The organism is Paenibacillus sp. 37 (assembly GCF_008386395.1).
Taxonomy (GTDB): domain Bacteria; phylum Bacillota; class Bacilli; order Paenibacillales; family Paenibacillaceae; genus Paenibacillus; species Paenibacillus amylolyticus_B.
Genome location: NZ_CP043761.1, coordinates 4,491,495 through 4,515,582 on the forward strand (window position 1 = coordinate 4,491,495; position 24,088 = coordinate 4,515,582).

The 24,088-nt window shown below is 46.5% G+C and carries 24 protein-coding genes and 1 other annotated feature; of the genes, 2 read left to right on the forward strand and 22 right to left on the reverse strand.

Annotated elements, in window-relative coordinates; genetic code table 11:
• Positions 1-329 precede the first annotated feature (329 nt).
• The 18 genes from F0220_RS19205 to F0220_RS19285 form a co-directional block, all read right to left on the reverse strand.
• Positions 330-1,109 carry a YphF family lipoprotein gene (locus F0220_RS19205; RefSeq protein ID WP_105599419.1) on the reverse strand — a complete coding sequence of 260 codons (780 nt, stop codon included), beginning with the start codon at positions 1,107-1,109 and terminating at the stop codon, positions 330-332.
• 46 nt (positions 1,110-1,155) lie between these two features.
• Positions 1,156-1,506 (reverse strand): 2Fe-2S iron-sulfur cluster-binding protein, encoded by a 351-nt coding sequence (locus F0220_RS19210; protein ID WP_105599420.1) that lies wholly within the window; start codon positions 1,504-1,506, stop codon positions 1,156-1,158.
• A gap of 11 nt (positions 1,507-1,517) precedes the next feature.
• Positions 1,518-2,135: a hypothetical protein gene (locus F0220_RS19215; RefSeq protein WP_105599422.1), complete on the reverse strand. Its 618-nt coding sequence runs from the start codon at positions 2,133-2,135 to the stop codon at positions 1,518-1,520.
• A gap of 83 nt (positions 2,136-2,218) precedes the next feature.
• Positions 2,219-2,398 (reverse strand): DUF2768 family protein, encoded by a 180-nt coding sequence (locus tag F0220_RS19220; RefSeq protein WP_017687688.1) that lies wholly within the window; start codon positions 2,396-2,398, stop codon positions 2,219-2,221.
• Positions 2,399-2,571: 173 nt separating this feature from the next.
• Positions 2,572-2,847, reverse strand: coding sequence for a stage VI sporulation protein F (locus tag F0220_RS19225; protein WP_017687687.1), 276 nt, complete (start codon positions 2,845-2,847; stop codon positions 2,572-2,574).
• A gap of 103 nt (positions 2,848-2,950) precedes the next feature.
• Positions 2,951-3,991 carry an NAD(P)H-dependent glycerol-3-phosphate dehydrogenase gene (locus tag F0220_RS19230; protein WP_091018053.1) on the reverse strand — a complete coding sequence of 347 codons (1,041 nt, stop codon included), beginning with the start codon at positions 3,989-3,991 and terminating at the stop codon, positions 2,951-2,953.
• A complete protein-coding gene (gene plsY / locus F0220_RS19235; protein ID WP_091018054.1) occupies positions 3,984-4,607 on the reverse strand; it encodes a glycerol-3-phosphate 1-O-acyltransferase PlsY in 624 nt (207 codons plus the stop codon). Before plsY ends, F0220_RS19230 begins: the two co-directional genes overlap by 8 nt.
• Positions 4,608-4,618: 11 nt before the next feature.
• Entirely contained in the window at positions 4,619-5,941 is a 1,323-nt protein-coding gene (gene der / locus F0220_RS19240; RefSeq protein WP_076209907.1) for a ribosome biogenesis GTPase Der, read from the reverse strand.
• A gap of 185 nt (positions 5,942-6,126) precedes the next feature.
• On the reverse strand, positions 6,127-7,341 hold the full coding sequence (gene rpsA / locus F0220_RS19245; RefSeq protein WP_036607712.1) for a 30S ribosomal protein S1: 1,215 nt from the start codon (positions 7,339-7,341) through the stop codon (positions 6,127-6,129).
• 142 nt (positions 7,342-7,483) lie between these two features.
• Complete coding sequence (locus tag F0220_RS19250) at positions 7,484-8,071, reverse strand: lysophospholipid acyltransferase family protein (protein ID WP_105599424.1); 588 nt, start codon at positions 8,069-8,071, stop codon at positions 7,484-7,486.
• Entirely contained in the window at positions 8,068-8,772 is a 705-nt protein-coding gene (gene cmk / locus F0220_RS19255) for a (d)CMP kinase (protein WP_076209905.1), read from the reverse strand. The genes F0220_RS19250 and cmk overlap by 4 nt, the downstream gene beginning before the upstream one ends.
• 103 nt (positions 8,773-8,875) lie before the next feature.
• On the reverse strand, positions 8,876-9,100 hold the full coding sequence (locus F0220_RS19260; protein WP_105599426.1) for a hypothetical protein: 225 nt from the start codon (positions 9,098-9,100) through the stop codon (positions 8,876-8,878).
• 62 nt (positions 9,101-9,162) lie between these two features.
• A complete protein-coding gene (locus tag F0220_RS19265; protein WP_017687679.1) occupies positions 9,163-9,816 on the reverse strand; it encodes a flagellar brake protein in 654 nt (217 codons plus the stop codon).
• A 147-nt stretch (positions 9,817-9,963) separates the two neighbouring features.
• The gene (ypeB, locus tag F0220_RS19270) at positions 9,964-11,310 is read right to left on the reverse strand and encodes a germination protein YpeB (protein ID WP_091018059.1); all 1,347 of its coding nucleotides are present in this window, start codon (positions 11,308-11,310) and stop codon (positions 9,964-9,966) included.
• Between the two features lie 121 nt (positions 11,311-11,431).
• Positions 11,432-11,602 (reverse strand): hypothetical protein, encoded by a 171-nt coding sequence (locus F0220_RS32555; RefSeq protein WP_165980215.1) that lies wholly within the window; start codon positions 11,600-11,602, stop codon positions 11,432-11,434.
• Between the two features lie 114 nt (positions 11,603-11,716).
• Entirely contained in the window at positions 11,717-12,412 is a 696-nt protein-coding gene (gene prsW / locus F0220_RS19275; RefSeq protein ID WP_017687676.1) for a glutamic-type intramembrane protease PrsW, read from the reverse strand.
• 43 nt (positions 12,413-12,455) lie between these two features.
• Positions 12,456-13,070 carry a genetic competence negative regulator gene (locus F0220_RS19280; RefSeq protein WP_076209900.1) on the reverse strand — a complete coding sequence of 205 codons (615 nt, stop codon included), beginning with the start codon at positions 13,068-13,070 and terminating at the stop codon, positions 12,456-12,458.
• A 187-nt stretch (positions 13,071-13,257) separates the two neighbouring features.
• Positions 13,258-13,611, reverse strand: a complete 354-nt coding sequence (locus F0220_RS19285; protein WP_047843572.1) for a hypothetical protein — start codon at positions 13,609-13,611, stop codon at positions 13,258-13,260.
• A gap of 94 nt (positions 13,612-13,705) precedes the next feature.
• On the opposite strand from F0220_RS19285, the gene F0220_RS19290 reads away from it, so the two are divergent.
• Positions 13,706-14,602 carry a polysaccharide deacetylase family protein gene (locus F0220_RS19290; protein WP_105599427.1) on the forward strand — a complete coding sequence of 299 codons (897 nt, stop codon included), beginning with the start codon at positions 13,706-13,708 and terminating at the stop codon, positions 14,600-14,602.
• Between the two features lie 45 nt (positions 14,603-14,647).
• Here F0220_RS19290 and F0220_RS19295 read toward each other — a convergent pair whose 3' ends face one another.
• The 3 genes from F0220_RS19295 to F0220_RS19305 are packed head-to-tail and all read right to left on the reverse strand — an operon-like array spanning position 14,648 to position 16,517.
• The gene (locus tag F0220_RS19295; protein WP_181155472.1) at positions 14,648-15,421 is read right to left on the reverse strand and encodes a metallophosphoesterase; all 774 of its coding nucleotides are present in this window, start codon (positions 15,419-15,421) and stop codon (positions 14,648-14,650) included.
• A 53-nt stretch (positions 15,422-15,474) separates the two neighbouring features.
• Positions 15,475-15,927, reverse strand: a complete 453-nt coding sequence (locus F0220_RS19300; protein ID WP_105599430.1) for a hypothetical protein — start codon at positions 15,925-15,927, stop codon at positions 15,475-15,477.
• Entirely contained in the window at positions 15,924-16,517 is a 594-nt protein-coding gene (locus F0220_RS19305; RefSeq protein ID WP_036607728.1) for a CPBP family intramembrane glutamic endopeptidase, read from the reverse strand. Before F0220_RS19305 ends, F0220_RS19300 begins: the two co-directional genes overlap by 4 nt.
• A gap of 335 nt (positions 16,518-16,852) precedes the next feature.
• Positions 16,853-17,083: a binding site (T-box leader), on the forward strand.
• A 200-nt stretch (positions 17,084-17,283) separates the two neighbouring features.
• On the opposite strand from F0220_RS19305, the gene serA reads away from it, so the two are divergent.
• Entirely contained in the window at positions 17,284-18,879 is a 1,596-nt protein-coding gene (serA, locus tag F0220_RS19310) for a phosphoglycerate dehydrogenase (protein WP_017687669.1), read from the forward strand.
• Positions 18,880-19,192: 313 nt separating this feature from the next.
• Here serA and F0220_RS19315 read toward each other — a convergent pair whose 3' ends face one another.
• Positions 19,193-23,905 carry a BclA C-terminal domain-containing protein gene (locus F0220_RS19315; RefSeq protein ID WP_149846721.1) on the reverse strand — a complete coding sequence of 1,571 codons (4,713 nt, stop codon included), beginning with the start codon at positions 23,903-23,905 and terminating at the stop codon, positions 19,193-19,195.
• Positions 23,906-24,088: the final 183 nt, after the last annotated feature.

Genomic DNA, 24,088 nt, shown 5'->3' on the forward strand with positions numbered 1-24,088 from the left:
CCGCCGAACGTTGCATTCTGATGAAACCGGCGAGAGCGGCGTTAACTCGTACATGCAATTGGACTAGTATCATCTTATGTATCCGTATGCGGCAATATGACGCGTATTTTTGTTTTTTTATCTTATGGTGATGACATTAGGAGAATCCCCCGATCTCGGACTGCGCGTCTTTATTTCAATCTACTTTATGAGATCCATGAAGCTTTTATGACGGTTATTGCTCATACGGTCAAAAGAAAAAAGAGATATCCCTTATTTGGAATATCTCTTTTTGAAACCATTAGTGCCATGGTGGTAATACAGCTAAATCATTTGAATTGCAACCATGCTTATTTTATTGGCTGGGCAACCGGCGCATTATTTTTCCAATTGTAGAAAACGGATTTTACAGGTACGAAGTAGGAGTGTTCCACCAGCAAATCCCGAACATCTTCAGTCTCTGCTGGAGACACGTCAGACTTTTCCACTGCCTGCATAATATCAAAAGCATAATCTACATAGACCTTGCCTTTGTCATCCATCATAAAAGGTAACGCCTGACCTGAATATACACTATTCAGCGTAATGGAAGGTGTGCCCGCCTGTGCAGCCTGCTCCATATCCACAGCATATAACCCCGGATACAGTTCTTCCCCGCTTGGTAGCTTATTGTTATGTACGGACATATATTGATTAACCATTCGTTGCACATCGTTTACTTTCTGTACGGTCAGAAGATCCATCACTTTAACGGTCGGATTCACTTCTTCGTCCTGAATAAGGAAGTAAGCGCTCCCACCACTTTCAAAAGCAGTCCCAGGTATTTCATCCAGATACCCCAGTTGTTTCAACTTGGGCAGATCTACTCTGAACTTTTCATATTTTGGCGTTTCCATATCTGCATTGATGATTGGCAAAATTCCCTCATCTTGCTGGAATGCCTCGACCGCACTCTGAATACGGCTCACGCTTTCCCGATAGGCTATCTTAGGGTCCGAATTGCTCTGGGATGGATACATACAACCACTTGCTGTAAAAGCAAACAACAGGAATAACAGCAGACCGCCCGTCTGTTGTTTCAGACGCTGCCGTCTGCTTCCTTCCACACATTTTGCCTTGTTCCTAATCATTCGTGTCCTCCTTGAATAACTCATTAGAGAATCAATGTCATAACGCTCAGAACCAGTCGTCTTCCTCTTGTTGACGTTCCAGTTGTTTCCGAATGGCTGCCTTCAGCGGATCCTCTGGAACATGAACCGATAGAGATCCACACACCTTGGCCTGACAGGACAGTCGTGTACCTGCTTCCAACAGTGAACCCAGCTTGCGCTTTTCTGCATCTGTTGGTGGATACAGTTCCGCCCGATGTTCTTCATCCACATTCACTTTGCACATCAGGCAAGCCGCTTTACCATCACATCGGGTCGTAATCTTGACTCCAGCACGTCGTGCTGCATGCAGAAGTGTTGCCCCTGGTTTGAGCGCTATCGATTTGTTCATAGGTAAAAAAGTAACTTTATAGTCCATTATGTTCCTCCCTACTGTGACCATGCAAAGCCAACAAGCTCTTCCACTTCGGCTATGAAGCGGCTTGTCCATACATTTTGTTGACTTAAAAGCATCATTATAGGTTGATGGGCATGTGGTTGCTGTCGCATCTGTGTCGCAATGGGGACATAACGATCTTCACGACCTCGTAGCAGATTAAACAACAGCTCATGCGCAAGCGGCATCAGTCGCAGGGTATATGAACCCACTTGTGCTACTGGTGCATGCGGAGCAAGTACATGTTCAATCTCGATGCGGTACCAACTTTTGCGAGCCCATATTTCGAAACCACCAACCAGTTCCAGCGCACATTCACCCACCTGATAGTGGCTCAGCAGAGAAGCATACGGTCCCGTCTTGTCCACTGTAGGCTCGTCAAGCATTTCCCCTGGAGCGCTACGGTGGAGTTCTTTAGCAGCAGCGACATCCGCATAGATATCAATATCTCTCGGAGCCTGTTGCAACTCCACCCCTTGAAGCAGCAACCCACAACTTCCTCCAAGTAACCATGTCTGTGGCTGTGTGTTCCAGGCTTTGGCCGTTTCCAGCAAAGCCGCGTGTAATTCCGGATAATGCTCTGTCCGACCCTCCGTATCATGCGGCCCCATAGGCTCACACTCCCCTCATCCGTGTTCATTGTGTCAGTTCTTATGATGCGCTTATGCGGATGTTATCTTTCAGGCATGGGAAATCAGGTCAGAGAAGCGATTCCACCGAAAAAGCCAATCAGCATAATCAAAAATGCAATCAGAGAAAGAATCCCCCGTACAATACCTTTTGTTTTGGCACGAGCAAACGTAATCAGGAATACAGATAGTCCCATAATGAGGATGGCCACCAATGACAGCCACATCTTGTCCATTGCGCTCATAATCCAGCAGTCTCCCCTTCAGTCCGATATTCATCACTGACACTGTGACAATTGCAACCATTATAACACGAAATTCAGCTCAACTTTCCAAAAAAAAGACAAAAAAGCAAGCCGGCAGAAGCCGACTCGTCTTTTTGTCTTACTGGATCACCTGTACATGCAGGTGTGATCTATTATTTTTTCATCATCATTTTCATTAACGATTCCATACTGCTCGGATTTAATCCGCTTTTCTTGACCGCACTCACAATATCCTTAACCGTATCCTCAGATACCGGAACTTTCGCCATGGCGGATACTTGTTTGATCAACTGGCGCAACTGAGCTTCATTCTGAATCGTCGTTGGTTTCACCGTGCTTGCCAATTTCTTAACGGCACCTTCAGTTATCGTTTTACCCGTTTTCTTGTTGATTGCATTCAGTGCATCTTTCGAAATGTTGTTACCCATTCGTCTCCCCTCCTCCGGCAATACTCATGTGTATAGTATGAGTCTGCTACAGAAAAGGTGAATAAGCTTCTTATTTCACAAGGTACCCTTAGGCTGATTACAATCAGGAATGCCATTGCTCCCAGGTTTCAAGTTTCATGACTTCCATTTCAGTCTTCGGGTCACGTCCCATCAAGGCTTCAACCGCATCACGCGGCTGTCTCTCCTGGAATAAAACGTGATATAACTGGTCCGCAATTGGCATTTGCACACCGTATTTTTGGGAGATGAAGTAGGCAGCTTGTGTAGTTCGAATGCCTTCTACAACCATGCCCATGGACTTCAGAACATCATCCAGCTTCTGTCCCTGGCCCAACATGGAACCTGCTCTCCAGTTCCGACTGTGCTGACTTGTAGCCGTTACAACCAGATCCCCGATTCCAGCAAGTCCCGAAAACGTTAGCGGATTTGCTCCCATCTCAACACCAATACGTGTGATCTCTGCCAAACCGCGTGTTAGCAAAGCGGCTTTGGCATTATCACCAAATTGAAGACCATCCGACATGCCTGCACCAAGAGCAATGATATTTTTGAATGCACCCGCCAGCTCAACACCAATCATGTCACGATTCGTGTAAACCCGGAAATAGGCATTCATAAACAAAGCTTGGGCAGACTCGGCAGATGACTTATCCAGTGAAGCTACAACCACTGTCGTTGGACAACGCTTCACCACTTCTTCCGCATGGCTTGGGCCAGAAAGAACAACAACACGTCCTTCTTCACATTCAAGCTCTTCTGAAATGACTGTGGACATCCGTTTAAGGCTTTCTGTCTCAAAACCTTTGGTTGCATGAATGACTAACATCTCAGGCTTGTAATAAGCCTTAAGCTGGTTCGTAACTGCACGCATGGCTGATGAAGGCGCAACAATTAACACAGCTATAGCGCCTTCCACCGCAGCTTCCATATCAGTTGTTGCTTGAATCCGTGGTGAAAGCTCCGCATCCGGAAGATAGCGTGTATTGGTGTGCTTGTTATTGATTTCGTTAGCCTGGTCTTCACCACGTGTCCACATCATCACATCCAACTGATTGGCAGCGAGTACACTGGCCAGAGCCGTTCCCCAGCTTCCAGCGACCAGAACAGCAACTTTTTTAGACAACTCGTTTACCCCCTCCAGGGTTTTTCGATCCCAATTTATTTTCCTGTCCTTTGGCGAGCTTCGCAATATTGGTACGATGTCTCCAGAACGCAAACAGACAAATAATCAGACTCCCCCAGAAGATATTCATTGAATATCCGGGTAATACCAGAATAAAGATGGGTGTAAATGCTACAAAAATCAGAGACCCCAATGAAACATAGCGTGTCAATATAATAGACAGAATGGCGATCACCCCAGCACATAACGCAGGTAGGAAAGCAAGACTCACCAGAACACCAATGGCTGTGGCAATGCCTTTTCCTCCACGAAAATGGAAGTAAAGCGGCCAGTTATGTCCTGCAATGGCTGCTATACCACTGAGTGCAGGAATCCAGGCAGAACCGTCGCTCAGCCAGATTCCTATCCATACAGCTGCAACACCCTTAAGTACATCAAGTAACAGAACAGCAATTGCCGGTCCTTTACCCAAAATACGCAATGTATTGGTAGCTCCCGCATTTCCGCTTCCGTGCTGACGAATATCGATCCCCCGTATCGCTTTGGCAAGGAGGACACTAAAGCTGATCGAACCGAGCAAATAGCTCAGTACAATCGCTGCGATTTGTAAAATCACACACTTCTCCCCTAACTTTCGTCGGACTTCTTCCGAGTAAATATGCGAATTGGTGTTCCTTCGAAATCAAACGCTGCACGGATTTTATTCTCCAGATAGCGCTCATATGAGAAGTGCATCAACTCAGGGTCGTTCACGAAAATAACCATGGTCGGCGGTTTAACTGCAACCTGAGTCACATAGTTAATTCTCATTCTCCGTCCTTTATCTGTTGGCGGAGGATTAATCGCAACCGCATCAGACACCACATCGTTAAGCAGATGTGTCTGCACACGTAACGAGTGTTGCTCTGCTACACGTTGCACAACCGGCAACAGTTTTTGTAAGCGTTGTTTTGTGAGGGCTGACAAGAATACGACCGGAGCATAAGTCATAAACAGGAAGTGATCCCGAATTTTTCTCTCAAACTCTTTCATCGTTTTGTCATGCTTCTCTACTACGTCCCATTTGTTCACAACAAACAATGATGCTTTACCAGCTTCGAATGCATATCCTGCAATATGCTTGTCCTGTTCAATAATGCCTTCTTCACCATTAATGACAATCAGAACAACATCTGCACGCTCAATCGCACGCATAGCCCGCATTACACTGTATTTCTCAGTTGTTTCATATACTTTACCACGCTTACGCATACCTGCTGTATCAATCAGCACGTAACGTTGGCCGTCTTTTTCAAAAGGTGTATCAATTGCATCCCGAGTCGTTCCAGCCACGTCACTTACAATGACACGCTCTTCACCCAGAATAGCGTTAACCAGTGAAGATTTACCCACATTAGGACGTCCGATCAGAGCTACACGAATGACATCTTCATCGTAAGTCTCTTCCTCAAGTTCTGGCAACTTCTCCACAATTGCATCAAGCAAATCACCTACACCTGTACCGTGACTTCCGGATACGCCGATGGGATCACCGAAACCAAATCCATAAAACTCATAAATGAGCTCACTTCGTCCGATATTATCCACTTTGTTAACGGCTACAACAATAGGCTTGCCTGAGCGGTAGAGCATCTCTGCTACCTCTTCATCCGATTGCGTAATACCTGCTTTTGCATCACACATGAATACAATAACATCCGCTTCTTCAATAGCGAGCTCTGCTTGCATCCGAATCGATTTTAAAATTACATCTTCACCATCAATTTCGATACCACCTGTATCAATGATACTAAATGGTTTACCGTTCCATTCACCGATTCCATATATGCGGTCACGGGTAATGCCCGGCTTGTCTTCCACAATGGCCAGTCTGTCGCCGATGATCCGATTGAAAATGGTGGATTTACCCACGTTCGGTCGTCCGACAATTGCCACAACGGGTCTTGCCATACATTCCACTCCTCCTGTCCATACTTACGATACTCATCATAGCAAAAAAGAAATGTCTTGGCTAACGTTTCATGCCAAATTACTCGCAATAAAAACAATCGGCGAACCCGCCTGGGGCTCGCCGATCTTGCTTTTGTTATTCAGCAAAATATGCAGTATATAACTTAGAACCATGCATTGTTAACTTATTTGAATTTGCTGAGTTTGTCTCCAAACAGTTCGCCAAGCGTAGTGCTCATACCTTGATTGTTCAAGGAAACGTTTGGATTGTTGATTTCTTCACGCGGAGCGTTGTTTCTTGAAGGTCTTTCTGATTTTTGTGGTTGAGCTGGAGCTTCTTCTGTTTCTTTGATGCTCAAGCTTACACGTTGCTCAGAAGGGTTCATGTCCAAGATTTTAACTTGAACTTCCTGTCCTTCTTTCAGCACTTCATGAGGAGTGCCGATGTGTTTGTGGGAGATTTGCGAGATATGCACAAGTCCCTCAACACCAGGAGCGATTTCAACAAATGCACCGAAGTCTACCAGACGTTTTACAACACCTGTTACGATATCGCTGGAATTGAATTTTTCGCTTGCTGTTTCCCAAGGACCTGGTTGAACAGCTTTCATGCTCAGGCTGATTTTGCCTTTTTCAGGGTCAACTTTCAGCACTTTCACACTAACTTTATCACCTTCAGACAGTACGTCGGATGGTTTTTCAACGTGTGTCCAAGCCAGCTCGGATACGTGAACCAAACCGTCAACTCCGCCCACATCAACGAATGCACCGAATTGAGTCAAACGTTGTACTGTACCTTCGATCACTTGACCTTCTTGCAAACCAGCCATTACTGTAGCTTTGTTTGCTTCGAATTCTTGCTCCAGTACGTCTTTTTGGGAAAGGATCACTTTGTTGTTCTCACGGTCGATCTCTTTCACTTTAACACGCAGTGTGCGTCCTTTGTAGTCGCTGAAGTCTTCAACGAAATGGCGTTCAACCATGGAAGCCGGGATAAATCCACGTACGCCCACGTCTGCTACCAGACCGCCTTTAACAACATCACCTACAACAACTTCGAATACGTCTTGGTCTTCAAAATGCTTTTGCAATTGATCCCATGCGTTTTCGCTGTCGATTGCACGTTTGGACAGAACGAGTTTTTCTTTCTCGTCGTCGATGCTAAGAACTTTAGCTTCAACTTCTTGTCCAACTTCTACTGCGTCAGACGCGCTGTCAACATGTAATGAAGACAGTTCACGAATTGGAATGACACCGTCATATTTATATCCAATGCTCACATAGGCTTGGTTATCTTCCAATTTGACGATGGTTCCTTTTACGGTATCTCCTTTTTTCAAGGAAACGAATTGATCCAACTCATCTTGGGTTGCTTCTTGATTTTTCATTTCTTCCGACATGTCAAATACCCTCCTCAATTCAAAAACCCCATTATATTCAAACCTGCCTGTAGCAGAGTTCAAAACACTTTCATCACTGAGTGCTCAAACTTTAGTCTCCCTCAAAAATATGGAAACATGCACTCAGCTACCGACGAAGCCATTACTTGCTTGGCACGCCCGTTTGCACCATTTCGTTAATCTTGGACATAATCTTTTCAGTCGCCTTCTCCAGAGCTTCTCCAGATGGGTCTTCCTTGAACTCGTCCAAACTTACTGGTGCTCCATATACAACTTTCATCTTACGAAAAACTTTGTAGTTACCGATAATAGCAGTAGGAATAACTGTAGCGCCACTGCGGAGAGCAAAACTCGCTGCCCCTTTTTTGCCGATACCTCCATCATTGTGACGGCTTCCCGAGGGGAAGATTCCAAGCACTTGACCATCACGCAAAATATTGAGTGAGGTTTTGATGGATTCCTTGCTGACACCTCCACGTTTAACGGGGAAAGCGCCCACGGCTTTAATAATTCGGCCGAGTACCGGAATTTCAAACAATTCGCTTTTGGCCATGAAACGCACCTGACGGCGAATTTTGATACCAACGGTTGGAGGATCGAGGTTACTAATATGATTGGAACATAAAAGTACGCCGCCTTCTTTCGGAATATTCTCCCGTCCAACGGCCTCCAATCGGAAAAGAATGGTATAAATGATCCGCAGTAATGTGCTGCAAAATGTGTAAATCATAGACCGATCTCTCCTCTGACCATTGTGCAATAAGATACGATTTTGTCAACCACTTCATGAATGTTCATCTCCGTTGTATCAAGGACGATAGCATCCTCAGCACAACGCAATGGGGAAATTTCCCGATTCTCATCCAATCTGTCACGGGTGGCAATATCTCGCTCCAGCTGTTGCAACGTCAGTCCTTCAGAGGGGTCCAGTTCTTTGAAGCGGCGAAGTGCACGCTCTTCGACACTGGCAGTCATGAAGATTTTCACTTCCGCATCGGGCAGTACTGTCGTTCCGATATCGCGTCCATCCATGACGACGCCCTTGCGCAAAGCCATTTGCCGCTGAGTATCCACTAATTGCGTACGCAGCCCCTCGATTTGCGCATATCGGGACACGATTCCCGTCACTTCACGGGAGCGGATTTCCGAGGTTACTTCTTCCCCATTACAGAACACTTTCTGTCCGTCGGGATCCGGTTGTAAATCAATGACCAGCTTTTGGGCTTCCTGAAGTACCTGTGCCACTTCTTCCGGCGCAATATCTTTCCGAAGCATGTGCAAGGTTACCGCACGGTACATTGCGCCTGTATCGACGTATACATACGCGAGCGCCTCTGCAACCAATCGGGCCACCGTGCTTTTCCCGGCACCGGCAGGTCCGTCAATTGCAACGTTCATTTTCCCGTTCTCTGATGTGTTCTGGCTTGCCAACGGGGCATTCCTCCTCAAACGATAAACCTCAATAAAAAAACAGGCATTGCCTGCATCGTGAAAATTATACCACACTCTACACATGGATGCAAAAACAGACAAATCAACGATGTTCGTAATCATTCATCGTTTGCACTTCAATTGGCGTTCCTTCCAGGCGGTCAATGGTGGTCAAATTCTTTTTGAAGCCTGGTACCAACAGCAGCAATTGATATACCACAAGCAGGATTAGAAGGACTGTAATCAGAATCGTAACCTTTCGTTCCATTCGCCTGGAGAAAACATAATAAAGTCGTTCATATCTGCGGGTTGCCTGACGATGATTCATGGCAATGCCTCCGTTTTTTCATTACGGTACCCGCAGTCCCTTCTTCTTATGCCACAACATTCCTATTTCGTACGGTAGTCCAATTGTCGTTCGAAACAAAACTTGATAATTTTCTGGCGCTCCGAATCTGAAATCTGCACAAATTTCAGCATGCATAGCTGTCTACCGGTTTCCAGGGTTTTGATCCGCACAACTTCAGCTTCAAAATTCACATGTTCAATGGTTGAATTCCGGTAGGGAACCAGCAACCAGCATTTCAGTTTTTGACCTTCAGCTATTGAAAACCCCGTTTCGCCGTAGATGGACAATCCACCGCCACCAATATCTTCAGTCAATCCGACGGCACGGGTCAGATCTTCACTCTGGATGGCCAATTCGAGGTTTGCATGAACACGAAGAAAGCTGCGCCGTTGTATTTTGGATATATCGCTCGGAAGCGGTTTGCGGATACGGACAAGACGGACCACATCTTCCTCAAATCCCGTGACATAGGTATTAAAATAATGCCGGACCCCATCCTCCGTAATATATGAAATGGACAATTCCTCTCCGAAAAAGAGCCTTTTCAGACGGCTGCTTCCTTGTTGCATCGGGACCTCAATCAGAAAACTGCTGTCATCCATATCTGCAATGCGTGATTTGTATTCTTTGTGTTCCTCTTTTTCATCTGCAGAAGCAATCTGGATGTATAAAATTTCATTTATTTTCGGAAACAAGCTGTTCACCGCCACTTTATGTATTTATCTTCGTATGTACAAGGACTATTATACCATGACCTTTCTCACATTGAACAAGAAAAAACAGACCACATTGTGGTCTGCCGCAGTTATTCGCACAGCTTAAAATTCAGATTATCCATCTTTTTATGAGGTTGCATTGACCGGTTTGATCTCTTCAACCGCTTCTTCCATTCCTGTATTCGCATTAATGTATATCCGGTAACGAGAACCGTTAATTTTCCCTCCGAATTCATAACACAACACTTCTTTGCTGTAATCATTCTCAATCAGGGATTTGCGAACATAATTTTCTTCGAACTCCGAATTAAGCTTTTTCCGCGCCTGTTGCTCCGTAAGAGTTGCTTTCGGAATTTTGCGCTTGTCATTATGTTCGTACACAAAGTCACTCGCCTGGAAGCCGGTTACTTCGCCTGTATCCAGTCCTACACGAACTGACATTTTCTCAGGATAAATCAAAGTGTCCCCTTGCTTACGCACATAAGTAAGGTTACCCAAATTACCAAATTCATCGTAATTTACAGCTTTCATATCTTTGTAACCTTTGTTCATTAGAAATTGATCTGCTTTAGCCATGGCATTCTGACGAGACACTTTTTTGGTTCCGATTGGACGCGTATCACTGTAAGAGATCAGCATTCCGCCATTACGAGTGAAATCCATCATCAGTTTGCCATTGTTGGCATGATCAATCGTGGCAGTGTAGGACTCCCAGTCTGTTCCTTTACCGTTCTCCTGCACTTGGATTTTGCTACGATCCGCATCAGAGAATTTTGCAGCCTTGCTCTGAATCTGTTCTTTGGTCACCGGTAAGCCGCCCAGTTTCTTGACTGATCGTTTTGCATAGATATTGGATACGGAAGGACCCCAATCAAGCTCCGGGTATTCCTGTACCTTTTTGTTCACTGTACGAAAACCATCAACAATCGTGTTGTCCATGGTTTGCTCTTGTGTTGCCATGGCAGTCTCTGCATCCATCCAGCGCAATCGGTCCGTCAGCACTTTTTGCTGCACATCCTGCAGATTCTTGGTAATCTCGGATGAATTCTGATACAGCTTTTTCAGGTTGCCCATTTCCTTCTCACTTAGTGGTTCGTTCGTCAAGTCACGCATCGACGCCCGATAGGCAAAGTTGGAAATACGCGAGAGAAACTCCTCTGTCTCGTTAAATGGCAGCATGGTGAGTGGCAGTTGGTTGATCTCATTCTGCGCTTCACTGGTGAGTCGCCATACATTCATCAAACCTTTGCGATGCATCCCCTGTGATGTAGAGTGAACCGCCAAGGTGTTGCCAATCTCCGAATGCAATTTGTCCATATGAAAAGATAAATCGTGAAAGGCACGCTGATATTGATTCTCTGCCTTGATCAGAATTGCATTCTTCTCCTGATTCTCCTGATAGCCCCACACGAGCGCACCGACCAGCAGAACCGCAAATATCGGAAACATAACTGAACTTAATCGTTTATACATCGGTAGAGTCTCCTTTCTTCTAAACCACTACCTCTATTGTGGATCGAAGAAAGATCTCTTATGCATGCGATTTCCAGTCCTTACACAAGCAGGCTGCTAAAGTACCGTTTGGGTCCTCCTTTTAATTCAGCTGAATCCCAGTTGCCATGCCCTCTTCTTCAATTTCGAACTGGTCTCTGTTATCACAGAGGCACTGCTTGAATCCCGTCTCAATTCGGCCCCGTTCTTTCTTGCCTCGTAATGTAAATCGCTCACCGCATTGTTTGCATCTGATTTTAATTTTAATTCTCATCACAACGATCTCCGTTTCTGTTGGTCATTCCCCGGGAGTTTATCTGTAAAAATAAAAACACACCGGAGCCATAGGCGCAATATGCGCTTTATGTCCACCAGTGTGTCCGTATTTTTATAATTTAACCTCTTCCTCCCGCTTCACAAAACGAAAAGGAGAACGGTTATTAGCTCGTGTGATTTTACCCATTGCCCCATACCACAGGCCCGCCATTAGCGGCGCTATAAACCACAACCAATGATTCACCATGGTGTTCATGATGACGTCGTACAATGCATGCCAGAAAAAAGGTAACACCAGAGAAAGAACCAGATACCACCGCTTTTTCTTACCACCGATAAACTTGGCTTTACCCATATAATAACCCATGATTACCGCAAACATAGCGTGCCCTGAAACAGGGAGCAGTGCCCGAAGGAACATGGCTGAGACGGATGCATTCCCCGCAAAGGCATACAACACATTCTCAACAGTGGCAAATCCAAGTGAAACAGCGACTGCATATAAGATGCCGTCATACGGCTCATCAAATTCGGTGTGATTATAGATGATATGATAAAGTACGAACCATTTAACAAATTCCTCCACACCACCTGAGATCATAATGGCCTCAAGATAAGGATTATCCCCGAGCCACATCATCATGCCACGCTGAATAATCATCACAGGCAGTACCATCAGTATCCCCATGAGGAAAACCCGCAATACCATATGAAGTGGCTCATAATCATAACGGTCTTTCAGGTAAAAGTATGTTAACAAGGCGAGACCCGGAGCAACTGCTGCCGCTAAGACCGAAAACAAAAGCACCGAAATTCCCTCCTCTGACTAAAGACGCGATTACAACTAGAGATTAATCCTGGCGTTTGAAGTGGGTGCAGATAACATCAATCGCTTGTGCAGGAATAACAACCTTACCATACTCTTCCATAACTGCCGGAGTAACTGAGGAGCCTTCGCCAAATTCAGCAAGCAAGGCAATCAATGCCGCATGTTTGGTGGAATCTACCTCATCTGGCTCCAAATGCAAGAACCACTTGTCTTTATAAGAATAAAGTCTCCCAGCATCCGTAACATGCTGACGCAACATATGTGCAGCTTCAATGAGCACTTCAAAGTCCTTGAATGCATAAACGATGGAATCGCTTTGCTCGAGTGTAACTTCCATTTCATATACTTCTTCAGGAAGATCATCTTCATGACCTGAACCATATTGTTGCGGATCATATTTTCCACGTGTGACAATGACAACCATCCCTTGAGCGGGAAGTGCGAATACTTCGACAGCGAGTGGACCTGTGGCATCAAATCCAAGTTCGGAATAGGCCTGATCCATCATTTCAGTGAACAGTTCATGAACCTTAGGTATTTCCTGCCACATATCTTCTTTTTGTATTCCGCGCTCGCTCAGATCGTCAAAGGTCAGGAAAATCCGTATCTTATCGTGACTTAGTCGTTCTATTTTCATACAGGATCTCCCCTTTATAAGCAAGTCTTATAACAGATTATGAAGCACAAAACAATATGTGCTGAAAATAAATCTATGTAGTTATGTTATCATTTTATACCTCTAAATGCACGAAGTAAAATCGACAAAAAAAGAATCATTCCACAGCCAATCCAGACTGTGGATGATTCTAATTGGAGGTTTTGGTTTATAAACCCGGTACTGTTGTGTTTGTTTGACTTAAAATTTGCTCAACTTCATGCTTCACATCCGGATTGGTGCGAATAAAATCTTTGAGCATGCTCATATTCGCTTCTTTTTCCTGCGGTGTGATTGCTCTTGCAGTCTTTGCTGCCGGATTTTTGTGGGATTCACCATGTTGATTTTGCTTGCTTGTGAACCCGTCCATACCCGGGAAAGTCATCTCCATCATCTTATGTTTTGCCTGATCCATCATATTTCGTGATGAACCCGATGACATCATGGGCAATTTGCCTTTGGACAGCCATGAACTGGCTGCAACACCAATGACAATGCCCCAAAAAAAGGATGACGTCTTCATTACACCAACCTCCTTCAAGTGTTAAAATCATATTTAGTGTTTGCGGTAGTGAGCAATCTCATTCCGTATAAATACAGGAAAGCGAGTTGAAATCATGTTTAGACATACCGCCGCATTGATCATTGCTGCAAGTTTGCTGCTGTCAGCTTGTGGGACAGCGGAAGAAAAAACATCTGATAATCCCACACCAGCGGGCGAATCAACTACCACGGTTCAAGAAGAGCAAGGTAACTCTAACCCAACTAAAACAGGAGAACCTGGAACTGGTGTGCCCGAGCCTTCAACGGAAGATTCAACTGCGACAGAAGAAGAACCTGAATCTTCGGAGAAGGTTTCAACAGAAAAGAAAGTGGAAAAGACGTATCATATGAATGAAAATTATTATATTAAACCAAACGTTGAAGCGAGCCCAAACAAAGTGGTCTTGTTAACTTTTGATGATGGACCCAAAGAAGAAAAAATGATTACTTCACTGATCGACACTTTAGATAAACATAACGCTAAAGCGATATTTTTCGTCAATGGATATCGGGTGAAAAGCCATCCGGAATTGCTCAAACTCATACATGAACGGGGTCAGATTGTAGGCAATCATGCCTGGGATCATGAGGATCTCAAAAAAATGTCCAACGCTGAGGCGGCAAAACAGGTTACAGATGTCCAAAAAATAGTGAAGGATACCATTGGTGAGGAACCGCAATTCTTCCGTCCACCTTTTGGGTCGGGAAATGATGCACTGAAGGCTGCTGTGAAGAAAAATGGTATGTTATATATGACTTGGTCTAATGGTTCGCTCGATTGGGATAAAAGCACCAAAGACAAACCTGAAAAAGTCATCCAAAATGTACTGGACCAGTTAAATCCCGGAAGCAATATTTTGATGCATGAGTTGCCATGGACGGTTGAAGCATTGGATGAGTTGCTGACCAAGCTAGAAAAAAAAGGCTATTCCTTTGTTGATCCGCGTGCAATTGAATTGGAAGCTCGTTAAATTGTAATTTTGCGCATTAAAATAAAACAGCCTTGATCCAGTGGATCAGGGCTGTTTCTCTGTGAGTGCTGTTTCTGCGGGCACTCTTAACGTGATGATATGCATCTCCGCAGGACAACCTAGTCGGAGTGGAAGATGATTTGTACCGTATCCTCTGCTAACAAGCATTTTGCCTTCTTGGTTAACGTCCTCCGGACTGCGCTTCAGGGAGTACCACCCGTTCGATACGGGATGATACGCTTTGCTCAGGAACACAGGTCCGAAAAATGGGATTACCAATTGTCCCCCATGTGTATGACCGCTTAAAATAAGATCTGCATTTTCTTCCAAACGAAGGGCCTGCAAAGGATCATGAACGATAGCAATTTTGCATAAACGGTTACCGATCTGCTGTAGTAATACATCGCCCTGTTTGGAACGATAGTCTATGCCGATCAGGCTCAATCTGTCGTTGCCCCTTTGTAGATATTCCACATCATCCTGAAGGAGCTTAACGTCCGATTCCCGAAGGACTCGCGCAAGTTGAGCGGTACCAGCCCTCTTGTCATGGTTGCCATACACCGTAAATGAAGGAGCAATGTTCGATAAAATTTTCATGTTATGTCTAACTATAGACCATGAGATTCCTTTTTCCGCAACATCCCCGCCGATGAGAACCCAGTCCACCTTGTTTTTTACGTTTTCCAAATCCTTCTGCTTCAGCTTGCGCTTGTGAGTATCGGATACATACAAAATCATAGCCCCGTCAAAGGATGTTGGCAGATGAGGCACTTCAACCTCTTCTTCAATCATTTGATGAATATGGGCTTCTCGCCACATATGAAAAAGCAGTAAAACTCCCATCAAAATGATTAAACCTGCGAGTAAAAACATTACCACGGCAAGGGAAGGAACGTATTCAGAGCGGGTGCCCCTTCAACCCCCCACCAAACCAGACTAATCGTTAACATGACAAAAATAAAAATGAGTGAATTAACAAACCTCTTGCTCAATTTTAACCGACGTGAAGGATGTAATTCTGTCCGTGTAGGAAGCGAACCCGCTTCGGGGATCGATTCTTCCGTTGAATTTGGCGTTTTTTTGGAGCGTGATGGTGCCCTTTGAGGAAGTACTGGACTTTCCAGTTTTTCTGTATAAGGCTTGCGCTGTGATCTAGGTAAAGAAACGGAAGTAATTGGTGTGATTCCGCCAACCTCAGCAGCTGCTGCCGTTTCAGCAACGATGCTTACTTGAGAAGCCAACTGACGCTCGGATTTCTCTTTTTTATCCGATTGACGATGGCGCTGACTGCCATATGTCTTCATTCTACTTAATGGCTGATTCATGATCCCCTCCGAAAACGTATCGCTAATCCGGACACCAAATCAATAATAAAGTGACATAATATAGGCGCCCATAATGTGCCGGACTGCAAGTAAATCCAACCCAATCCATAACTTGAGACAAACACCCAGCCTGTTGGAATCCAGTGGCGCAAATAACGAATATGGATAACTGCAAATAAAATACTTGTCCAGTAAGGACCGATGGCATGTTGGATGGCTCCACGGAATAATAATTCCTCACACACAGCAACAATGGCTGCTATACATACAATGTGCCAGATCGGACGCCCACGGAACAGCATCTCGTTAATTCCACCGTCATCCATGCTTTCCTGAGGTATAACATACGACAGTACCAAGTCCATAACAAGCATTATTCCTGCAAGACCAAGACCCCACCATATAAATTGGTAATTGTCAGGCCATGCGAGTACATCTAACAAGTTTCGTTTCTGCAATAAGATCCACACAACTCCGATAATCAGTGTCAGACCTTGTGTAAAGTATAGATTGATTAAAAGCAAACGCTCGGTAAGCTGCTGTGGCTCAGCCTTCTGAATCTTGAACTTGGGAAACTTGAATTTTTTCATCGGATGCGTCTGTCCTCTTGAGTTAAATTTGATGGATAACAATTACGTTGTCCAATCGGATAGTATACTAAATGATAGCCAAAAAACCAATTAGGTTCAAGACCTGCCCCAAGTCCTGGTTAGATGTCATTGCCATTACTTCATTAAAGCAGTAAAATTTAGTTCACCAAACAGCTTACTTTCCATCTTCTTGTGGTAGGTATATTAACTATTGTATTACTTATGGTGACTCTGTTTATGTGTGAATCTAAAGACATCTGCAAAACATTTTAAAACATTTAAGCCTATTGACATGCTCATGTCAGCCATGATACATTATGAAAAAATTAGTCACGTTAAACACGATGATGGAAAAAAGACGTTGCTTCGTCTTACAGAGAGCCGATGGTAGGTGTGAATCGGTGGCAGGCAAATGGTCTTGAGCGCTCCTGAGTTATTGCATTGAAATTGGAGTAGGTGCAATCGGTTTAGACCCGTTATCCTCTTCGGTCTTCATTGACCGCTAAGACTGTCGTTGCGAAACGGCGGTGAATTAGGGTGGTACCACGACAACTCTCGTCCCTTATTGCGCAAGCAGTATGTGGATTGAGAGTTTTTTGATTTATTTTAAAGGATATCTGTGGGATCACTCTATTTGCTTCACCTTCCCCCTCTGTTGCGACACCGCGTTGTTGGGCGGAAGAATCAACCTGGTTTTAAGGAATACCTCTTCGCTGAGGTCAGTTCCTTGACGATATAGATACACATACCTAAGGAGGAAGAAACCATGTACAAAGTGTTAGTGTCGGACCCAATCAGTGATCTGGGGATCCAGCAACTGGTGGATGCAAATGATGTTGTTGTTGAGAAGAAAACCGGTCTTAGTGAAGATGAACTTGTTGCCATTATTGGTGAATATGATGCCCTCTTGGTTCGCAGCCAGACTCGTGTTACAGATCGTATTATGACGGCTGGTACCAACCTCAAGGTGATCGGACGTGCAGGTGTTGGTGTAGATAACATTGATCTGGAAGCTGCTACACAGCGCGGTATCATCGTTATTAATGCACCTGATGGCAATACCATCACAACCTGTGAGCACACGTTTGCCATGATGATGGCATTGGCACGACACATTCCTCAGGCATACGCCAAGACAATTCAGGGTACGTGGGATCGCAAAACCTTCCTGGGTGTCGAATTAAGAAACAAAACGCTCGGTGTACTGGGCATGGGACGGATCGGTAGTGAAGTTGCCAAGCGCGCCAAAGCATTTGGAATGGACATTCTTGCTTACGACCCGTTCCTCACGGAGGAGCGTGCCGAGAAGCTGCAAGTGAAGCTGGCTAGTGTAGATGATATCATTCGCAATGCGGACTTCATGACCGTTCACACGCCATTAACACCGGAAACACGGCATATGATTTCACGTCCACAATTCGAAGTGATGAAAAAAGGCATGCGTATCATTAACTGTGCTCGTGGTGGTGTAGTTGACGAGATGGCACTTGTCGAAGCCATTGATCAGGGTATTGTTGCTGGTGCAGCATTTGACGTATTCGAAAGCGAGCCGCCAGCCGCTGATCACCCGTTCCTGAATCACCCAAGCATTATCGTTACGCCTCACCTTGGTGCGTCCACAGTAGAAGCACAAGAGAACGTGGCTATCGATGTATCGGAACAAGTTCTTCATATTCTGCGCAACGAACCGTTCAAGAACGCAGTTAACATGCCTGCTGTTGCACCAACCGTGATGAACAAATTGCAGCCGTATTTCAAACTGGGTGAAACGTTGGGTAGTTTTGCAGCACAGATTACACAAAATGCAGTGCAGGAGATTCGTATCGACTATGCTGGTGAACTTTCTGAAGTAGATACTTCTCCTCTCACACGTTACATTGTGAAAGGGATTCTCGCCAGACATTTGGGTGGGGAAGCCAACATCGTTAACTCCATGCATCTGGCCAAAATCCGTGATCTGAATGTGGTTGTAAGCCAAACCTCAACAACTAAAGGATTTACTAACCTGATTACCGTAACATTGGTTACAACTCAGGATGCTGAGGAACGCCGTGTAGCGGGTACACTCCTTGCAGGTTATGGAGAGCGTATCGTTCGTCTGGATAAATTCCCGGTAGATATCGCTCCAGAAAGTCATCAAATCTTGATCTCACATAACGATAAACCAGGTATTATCGGTCGTGTAGGCACACTGCTTGGACAAAACGATGTCAACATCGCATCCATGCAGGTTGGACGTAAAATTATTGGTGGTGCAGCGATCATGATTCTGACCGTAGATAAAGCTGTTCCAAAAGATGTGCTTGTGCAGCTTGCTGCGCTGCCTGAGATTAATACTGCTGTTGAAATCGTGCTGGAATAATCATACGTATTGTAAATGTATAAGAAAAGACAGGACCCTCTTGGTTCCGTCTTTTTTTGTCGCGAAGTAAATTACGTATTCATTTCAATTTTAAAGTAATTCTAATGATGGTGAGTGATACTTCTGGCCGTGCGGAACTTACTCTTTCGGTCGCCCCAAGCACCTAATATTGGATTGACCCACTATCTGGAAAGAAAGAGAAACCCAAGATCTAAAAATGATCTGGGTTTCTCGACAATCTGATGCACTAATCCCATAAGAGTTCCATTTCATTTGCCCATTAGGGAAATAGTCTTAATACGTTATCGAACTATTAACTTAACTGAATAATGTTTAGTGTAGATCCCGGAGGAGAAAGAATAGCTGTGCCAACAAGCCCGAATAATTGTAACTGTATTGTTGAACCAGCGGTAACGGTAACCATAAAGTCAGACTGCAGCTGACTGAGAGAAAGCACTGGAGATACTACACTCGCTGGAATAGCTGTACCGTTAAGTAAAACCCGAGATTGGATAGCAAGTGCAGCTGTCAGATTTATTTTGTATGAGATATAGTAACGACCTGCATTGGCAAGCGTGAAGGTGTCATTTGTCCCATTGACGGTTATACCTGTGCCAATATTTTGGTTATTCGGTAATGGAACGAGTGTACCACCCAATATTACAACAATCGTACCATTAGTGTTCTCAGCAAAAGCCGAGTTAGATGTTACAGATGTTCCCGTTGCTCCTGTAACTCCAGTTGTCCCTGTTGCCCCCGTACTTCCCGTTACGCCAACTCCGGTGGCCCCGGTAATACCTGTCGCTCCTGTTTCCCCAGTCGCACCAGTTGCCCCCGTGCTTCCCGTTACGCCGACTCCTGTGGCTCCGGTTATACCTGTCGCTCCTGTTCCCCCAGTCGCACTAGTTGCTCCGGTACTTCCTGTTACGCCGACTCCCGTGGCCCCGGTTATGCCTGTCGCTCCTGTTTCACCAGTCACACCAGTAACTCCGGTACTTCCCGTTACGCCAACTCCTGTGGCTCCGGTTATACCTGTTGCTCCTGTTTCACCAGTGGCACCAGTTGCTCCGGTACTTCCTGTTACGCCGACTCCCGTGGCTCCGGTTATACCTGTCGCTCCTGTTCCCCCAGTCACACCCGTTGCCCCCGTGCTTCCCGTTACGCCGACTCCCGTGGCTCCGGTTATACCTGTCGCTCCTGTTTCCCCAGTCGCACCAGTTGCCCCCGTGCTTCCCGTTACGCCGACTCCTGTGGCTCCGGTTATACCTGTCGCTCCTGTTTCCCCAGTCGCACCAGTTGCCCCCGTGCTTCCCGTTACGCCGACTCCTGTGGCTCCGGTTATACCTGTCGCTCCTGTTTCCCCAGTCGCACCAGTAACTCCGGTACTTCCTGTTACGCCGACTCCTGTGGCTCCGGTTATACCTGTCGCTCCTGTTTCCCCAGTCGCACCAGTAACTCCGGTACTTCCTGTTACGCCGACTCCTGTGGCTCCAGTTATACCTGTCGCTCCTGTTTCCCCAGTCGCACCAGTAAATCCGGTACTTCCTGTTACGCCGACTCCCGTGGCTCCGGTTATACCTGTCGCTCCCGTTTCACCAGTCACACCAGTAACTCCGGTACTTCCTGTTACGCCGACTCCTGTGGCTCCAGTTATGCCTGTCGCTCCCGTTTCACCAGTGACACCAGTAAATCCGGTACTTCCTGTTACTCCGACTCCCGTTGCTCCAGTTATGCCTGTCGCTCCCGTTTCACCAGTGACACCAGTAAATCCGGTACTTCCTGTTACTCCGACTCCCGTTGCTCCAGTTATGCCTGTCGCTCCCGTTCCACCAGTGACACCAGTAAATCCGGTACTTCCTGTTACGCCGACTCCCGTGGCTCCGGTTATACCTGTTGCTCCTGTTTCACCAGTGGCACCCGTTGACCCGGTACTTCCCGTTATGCCGACTCCTGTGACCCCAGTTATACCTGTTACTCCTGTTTCACCAGTGACACCAGTAACTCCGGTACTTCCCGTTACGCCGACTCCCGTTGCTCCGGTTATACCTGTCGCTCCCGTTTCACCAGTCACACCCGTTACCCCGGTACTTCCTGTTACTCCGACTCCCGTTGCCCCCGTTATACCTGTTGCTCCTGTTTCACCAGTGGCTCCGGTTAACCCTGCAAGACCCGTCGCTCCCGTTTCACCCGTTGCACCTGTTAATCCGGTACTGCCGGTTACGCCAACTCCCGTTGCTCCGGTTATCCCTGTCGCTCCTGTTTCGCCAGTGACACCAGTTACTCCTGTTACACTTACTCCTGTGGCTCCTGTAATTCCCGTCGCCCCAGTCACCCCCGCAACACCAGTCGCTCCTGTTACGCCGGATACTCCTGTTTCACCAGTACTTCCTGTCACTCCAACGCCAGTTGCCCCCGTCACACCCGTTGCTCCCGCTCCAGCGATCAACGTGTAATCCGGCGATGTGCCCGGCGTTCCGGTTGGTGATGCTACATTAGCAATATACGTACTGCCGTTGAACGTTACAACCTGACCCGCTGGATACGTTGGGGCTACGACTGGATCGAATGGTACAATGCCACTTAAACCTACACCTGTTGCTCCTGTTACGCCGGATGCTCCGGTACTTCCTGTCACTCCAACGCCAGTTGCACCCGTCACACCTGTCGCTCCTGCGCCCGCAAGCAACGTGTACTCCGGCGATGTGCCCGGCGTTCCGGTTGGCGATGCCACATTCGCAATATACGTACTGCCGTTGAACGTTACAACCTGGCCCGCTGGATACGTTGGGGCTACGGCTGGATCGAATGGTACAATGCCATTTAAACCTACGCCTGTCGCTCCTGTTACGCCCGATGCTCCCGTGACTCCGGTACTTCCCGTTACTCCAAAGCCGGTTGCTCCTGTAACACCTGTTGCTCCCACGCCCGCAAGCAATGTGTAATCCGGTGAAGTCCCCGGTGTTCCGGTTGGCGATGCTACATTCGCAATATAGGTACTGCCGTTGAACGTTACAACCTGACCCGCTGGATACGTCGGGGCTACGGCTGAATTGAATGGCAAGATACCACTTAAACCTATACCTGTCGCTCCTGTTACGCCGGATGCTCCGGTACTTCCTGTTACTCCAACACCAGTTGCACCCGTCACACCTGTTGCTCCAGCGCCAGCAAGCAACGTGTAATCTGGTGAGGTACCCGGTGTTCCCGTTGGTGATGCCACATTCGCAATATACGTACTGTCGTTAAACGTTACAACCTGACCCGCTGGATACGTTGGGGCTACGGCTGGATCGAATGGTACAATGCCACTCAAACCTACACCTGTCGCTCCTGTTACGCCGGATGCTCCGGTACTTCCTGTCACTCCAACGCCAGTTGCACCCGTCACACCTGTTGCTCCAGCGCCAGCAAGCAACGTGTAATCTGGCGATGTGCCCGGCGTTCCGGTTGGTGCTGCTACATTCGCAATATACGTACTGTCGTTAAACGTTACAACCTGACCCGCTGGATACGTTGGGGCTGCGGCTGGATCGAATGGCAAGATACCACTTAAACCTACGCCTGTCGCTCCCGTCACTCCTGATGCTCCTGCGACTCCGGTACTTCCTGTTACTCCAACTCCAGTTGCACCTGTTACACCCGTTGCTCCAGCGCCAGCAAGCAATGTGTAATCTGGCGATGTATCCGGCGTTCCGGTTGGCGATGCTATATTCGCAATATACGTACTGCCGTTAAACGTTACAACCTGACCCGCTGGATACGTTGGGGCTACGGCTGGATCAAATGGCACAAGGCCTGTCAATCCCGCCCCGGTTGCTCCCGTTACACCTGTGGCTCCTGTAGGCCCTGCACCTGCAAGCAATGTATAGTCTGGAGAACTTCCTGGCGTACCCGTTGGCGAAGCGACATTTGTAATATAAGTACTGCCACCAAACGTGACGATTTGTCCAGCTGCATATGTTGGTGCTAATGCGGGATCGAATGGCACGATGCCGCTTAATCCTGCACCTGTGGCTCCAGTTGCACCAGTCGCCCCCGCAGCAGCGATTAATGTGTAATCCGATGAAGATCCTGGTGTTCCTAGAGGACCATCTACACTCGTAATGTAAGTACTACCGTTATACGTAATGACTTGACCTGCTGGATAACCCGGGGCGAGCGCTGGATTAAATGCCACGGCTCCTGTCAAACCAGCTCCGGTTGCTCCCGTTGCTCCATTCGTTCCACCCGACAGCAAAAGAGTGTAGTCTGGAGAACTTCCGGGTGTACCCAAGGGACCGTTCACATTGGCAACATAAAGACTACCCTCGTAGCTTACTACTTGACCTTGAGCATAAGTTGGTCCCAGTGCAGGATCATATGCAGTAATATTGTTCAAACCCACACCAGGTGCTCCTGCCGGACCCTGTGCTCCCTGTGGACCAACTGGGCCGACCGGTCCTACTGGTCCAATTCCTCCCGGTGTGCCAGTAGCCCCTTTCACCCCAGGGACTCCCGGGACACCTGGTACCCCCGGGACTCCTGGCACTCCCTGGGGGCCGGCTGGTCCGGTAATCCCTCCAGTTCCAAGAGTTGTCGTCGCACGGCTTAGCGATATGGAGATCGATCGAATTAATCCTACAAGTTTATCTTTTTCTGCAGGTGGTGCTTCCAGAAGCAGCGTCACACTTAACAAGTCATCCAGTAAGTTTTGAAAGTTACCTGCGAGATTAATAAGAGGAACAGGGACAACCTCTGAACCTGCAATCGTTAATTCCAATACGGCTTGTAATTCTGCCTTTACTCCGGCACGAAATCCGGATTGATTTACAAAAGTAAGTAACTGGCGTAATCCATTCTGTAATGACAGTATATTGGCTGAAATCGGCTGACTAATTGCAGCAGGAATAGCCACAGCCAAAGAACGCAGTATGGATTCAAACTGCTCCAGTTCGCTTGTGGTTATTGGAATAAACGGAGAGCCTGCTCTAAAAGATCTGCCTTCCAGGAAAGCTTTAATATTGACCCTTTTTCGATCATCGGACATGCTTAGCTCAATCCTCCTCTATCTTGCTTGCTTTTCAAGCTTATGTAACATAGGAAGGAAAATTATCTTGGACACTCTTTTTAGTCAAAAAAAGACTAATCTTGTTCCACGTTGAACAAGATTAAACGGTAGTCTTCAACAAAAAAACACCCTCCATAAGAGGGTGTTTCCGCACTTTTTGTA

Bases quoted from the DNA above. Each gene is read 5' to 3' on its own strand.
- F0220_RS19290 (WP_105599427.1), top strand. From the start codon at position 13,706: ATGTTTAGACATACCGCCGCATTGATCATTGCTGCAAGTTTGCTGCTG.
- rpsA (WP_036607712.1), bottom strand. From the start codon at position 7,341: ATGTCGGAAGAAATGAAAAATCAAGAAGCAACCCAAGATGAGTTGGAT.
- F0220_RS19250 (WP_105599424.1), bottom strand. From the start codon at position 8,071: ATGATTTACACATTTTGCAGCACATTACTGCGGATCATTTATACCATT.
- F0220_RS32555 (WP_165980215.1), bottom strand. From the start codon at position 11,602: ATGAGAATTAAAATTAAAATCAGATGCAAACAATGCGGTGAGCGATTT.
- F0220_RS19305 (WP_036607728.1), bottom strand. From the start codon at position 16,517: ATGAAAAAATTCAAGTTTCCCAAGTTCAAGATTCAGAAGGCTGAGCCA.
- F0220_RS19315 (WP_149846721.1), bottom strand. From the start codon at position 23,905: ATGTCCGATGATCGAAAAAGGGTCAATATTAAAGCTTTCCTGGAAGGC.
- F0220_RS19285 (WP_047843572.1), bottom strand. From the start codon at position 13,611: ATGAAGACGTCATCCTTTTTTTGGGGCATTGTCATTGGTGTTGCAGCC.
- F0220_RS19260 (WP_105599426.1), bottom strand. From the start codon at position 9,100: ATGAATCATCGTCAGGCAACCCGCAGATATGAACGACTTTATTATGTT.
- F0220_RS19225 (WP_017687687.1), bottom strand. From the start codon at position 2,847: ATGGGTAACAACATTTCGAAAGATGCACTGAATGCAATCAACAAGAAA.
- F0220_RS19280 (WP_076209900.1), bottom strand. From the start codon at position 13,070: ATGAAAATAGAACGACTAAGTCACGATAAGATACGGATTTTCCTGACC.
- serA (WP_017687669.1), top strand. From the start codon at position 17,284: ATGTACAAAGTGTTAGTGTCGGACCCAATCAGTGATCTGGGGATCCAG.
- F0220_RS19300 (WP_105599430.1), bottom strand. From the start codon at position 15,927: ATGAATCAGCCATTAAGTAGAATGAAGACATATGGCAGTCAGCGCCAT.
- der (WP_076209907.1), bottom strand. From the start codon at position 5,941: ATGGCAAGACCCGTTGTGGCAATTGTCGGACGACCGAACGTGGGTAAA.
- F0220_RS19205 (WP_105599419.1), bottom strand. From the start codon at position 1,109: ATGATTAGGAACAAGGCAAAATGTGTGGAAGGAAGCAGACGGCAGCGT.
- F0220_RS19220 (WP_017687688.1), bottom strand. From the start codon at position 2,398: ATGAGCGCAATGGACAAGATGTGGCTGTCATTGGTGGCCATCCTCATT.
- F0220_RS19215 (WP_105599422.1), bottom strand. From the start codon at position 2,135: ATGGGGCCGCATGATACGGAGGGTCGGACAGAGCATTATCCGGAATTA.
- F0220_RS19295 (WP_181155472.1), bottom strand. From the start codon at position 15,421: ATGTGGCGAGAAGCCCATATTCATCAAATGATTGAAGAAGAGGTTGAA.
- ypeB (WP_091018059.1), bottom strand. From the start codon at position 11,310: ATGTATAAACGATTAAGTTCAGTTATGTTTCCGATATTTGCGGTTCTG.
- F0220_RS19210 (WP_105599420.1), bottom strand. From the start codon at position 1,506: ATGGACTATAAAGTTACTTTTTTACCTATGAACAAATCGATAGCGCTC.